This is a genomic window from Pantoea sp. Morm (assembly GCF_016643525.1).
GTDB lineage: Bacteria > Pseudomonadota > Gammaproteobacteria > Enterobacterales > Enterobacteriaceae > Pantoea > Pantoea dispersa.
Genome location: NZ_VOQX01000230.1, coordinates 1 through 1,712, shown reverse-complemented (window position 1 = coordinate 1,712; position 1,712 = coordinate 1). Strand labels below are relative to the sequence as shown.

At 55.4% G+C, this 1,712-nt stretch carries 2 protein-coding genes and 1 tRNA gene; 2 read left to right on the top strand and 1 reads right to left on the bottom strand.

Features of this window, described 5'->3' with window-relative positions; all coding sequences use genetic code 11:
• Positions 1–47: 47 nt before the first annotated feature.
• Positions 48–123, top strand: a tRNA-Asn gene (locus FT726_RS27125).
• Positions 124–271: 148 nt separating this feature from the next.
• Here the strand turns inward: FT726_RS27125 and FT726_RS27120 are convergent.
• A complete protein-coding gene (locus FT726_RS27120; RefSeq protein ID WP_288421889.1) occupies positions 272–1,162 on the bottom strand; it encodes an SDR family oxidoreductase in 891 nt (296 codons plus the stop codon).
• A 120-nt stretch (positions 1,163–1,282) separates the two neighbouring features.
• On the opposite strand from FT726_RS27120, the gene FT726_RS27115 reads away from it, so the two are divergent.
• Positions 1,283–1,712 (top strand): cupin domain-containing protein (locus FT726_RS27115; protein WP_346303836.1); only part of this gene is annotated, 430 nt, incomplete at its 3' end.

The window sequence follows — 1,712 nt, the reverse complement described above, 5'->3', positions numbered from 1 at the left end:
TTGACAACGGGGATCGGCATCGCTAATATTCGCCTCGTTCCAACGATTCCTCTGTAGTTCAGTCGGTAGAACGGCGGACTGTTAATCCGTATGTCACTGGTTCGAGTCCAGTCAGAGGAGCCAGATTCAAAGAAGCCCGCTCAGGGAAACCTGAGCGGGCTTCTTGTTGTGGTGAGTTTGCTGGGCGATGGAGGGTGTCACGCGCCGTAACGCGCCGCAGCGACGGCCGTGCCCTGCGCATAACTAAGGAGGCTGCTGTGCCGCTATGGTGTTACGCTAATCTGAAGTAGCGTTCCAGATCCTGCAGTAAACCCGGATGCGAAGGTTGCCAGCCGGTACGCTGCCGGGTTAATTCTGCTGATGCACGCATATCCATGGTAACGAACAGCGCCAGCCAGCCAAAGTGGGCACTGGCTTCTTCGCGGGTCAGTTGCACGACAGGAACACCCAGGCCCGCTCCGATGTCTTCGGCAATGTTGCGCAATGAGATGCCCTGTTCCGCAACGGCATGGTAACGCTGCCCAGGCAGCGCTTTCTCAAGTACTGTCCGATAAAGTGAGGCAACATCAGCAACATGCGCCGCAGCCCATTGATTGGTTCCCTCTTCCACATAGGCTGAAACGCCTTTTTCTCGCGCCAGCTGGATTAACGCTGAGACGAACCCCTGTTTTACCTCGTTGTGCACTTGAGGCAACCGGATGATGGAAACATTGACGCCACTGTCTGCGACCTGGGCTGCCGCGATTTCGGTCGATTTGCGCGGATTTTGCGTCGACGGGTCGTAAAAATCCTCGCTGGCAAGCTGACCCGGTGCGGGACTGCCCATGGCCGCAACTGAAGTGATAAGTAATGGTCGCGTCGAATCCAGTAACCCCTTACCTAAGGCTGCAATTGCCTGCATTTCCTGCATTGCCGTGTCCTGCGGGTGAGAAAAAGCGTGGTCATAAGCGCAGTGGATCACCGCGTCAGCGGCGCGGGCACCCACGGTCAGACTCAGAAGATTCTTCAGTTCACCCCGGTGCGCGTCCGCGCCAATACGATTGAGACGCTGAACAGTCTGCTCCGAACGAGCCAGTCCGGTGACATGATGACCCGCCTGAATCAGCTCTGCGGCGATCGCCATACCGATAAACCCGCTTGCACCTGTTATGAACACATTCATTACAATCCCCTTATCGATGGTATGGGACAACAACGTCCCGGTGATAAGCAGATTAAAATATGAATAATGGTACGGTCTCTGCTATAACGAGGTAATTTTATGCAGATCGTACGGAATTTTATGGATCCACTTTCCGAAGTGCTTACTCTGCTCAGATTGCAGGGGGCTATCTCAGGCGGTTTTCCAGTGGAAGCACAGACCGCGCTGGTGTTTGCGCCTCATCAGGGCATCAAATGCTACTGTGTCGTGGAAGGTTGCTGCTGGGTAGCGGTTGACGGAGACCAGCAGCCTCTGTTACTGGAAACCGGCGACTGTGTATTTCTCACCTCTGGCAAATCCTTTAGTCTGGCCACCCATCCCGCGGCGAAAAGACAGCCTTTTGTACCGCCCGACAGCGAAACGGGCGCGCTGACGCAGGTCACGCCCGATCAGGGTGCTTTTATTCTCGGCGGTCGATATACCTTCGATAGCGCACTGGCAGATATCCTGCTGCAGGCTCTACCCGCGATCATTCCTGTCAGGGAGGGTACGGGAACCAACATTATGCGCA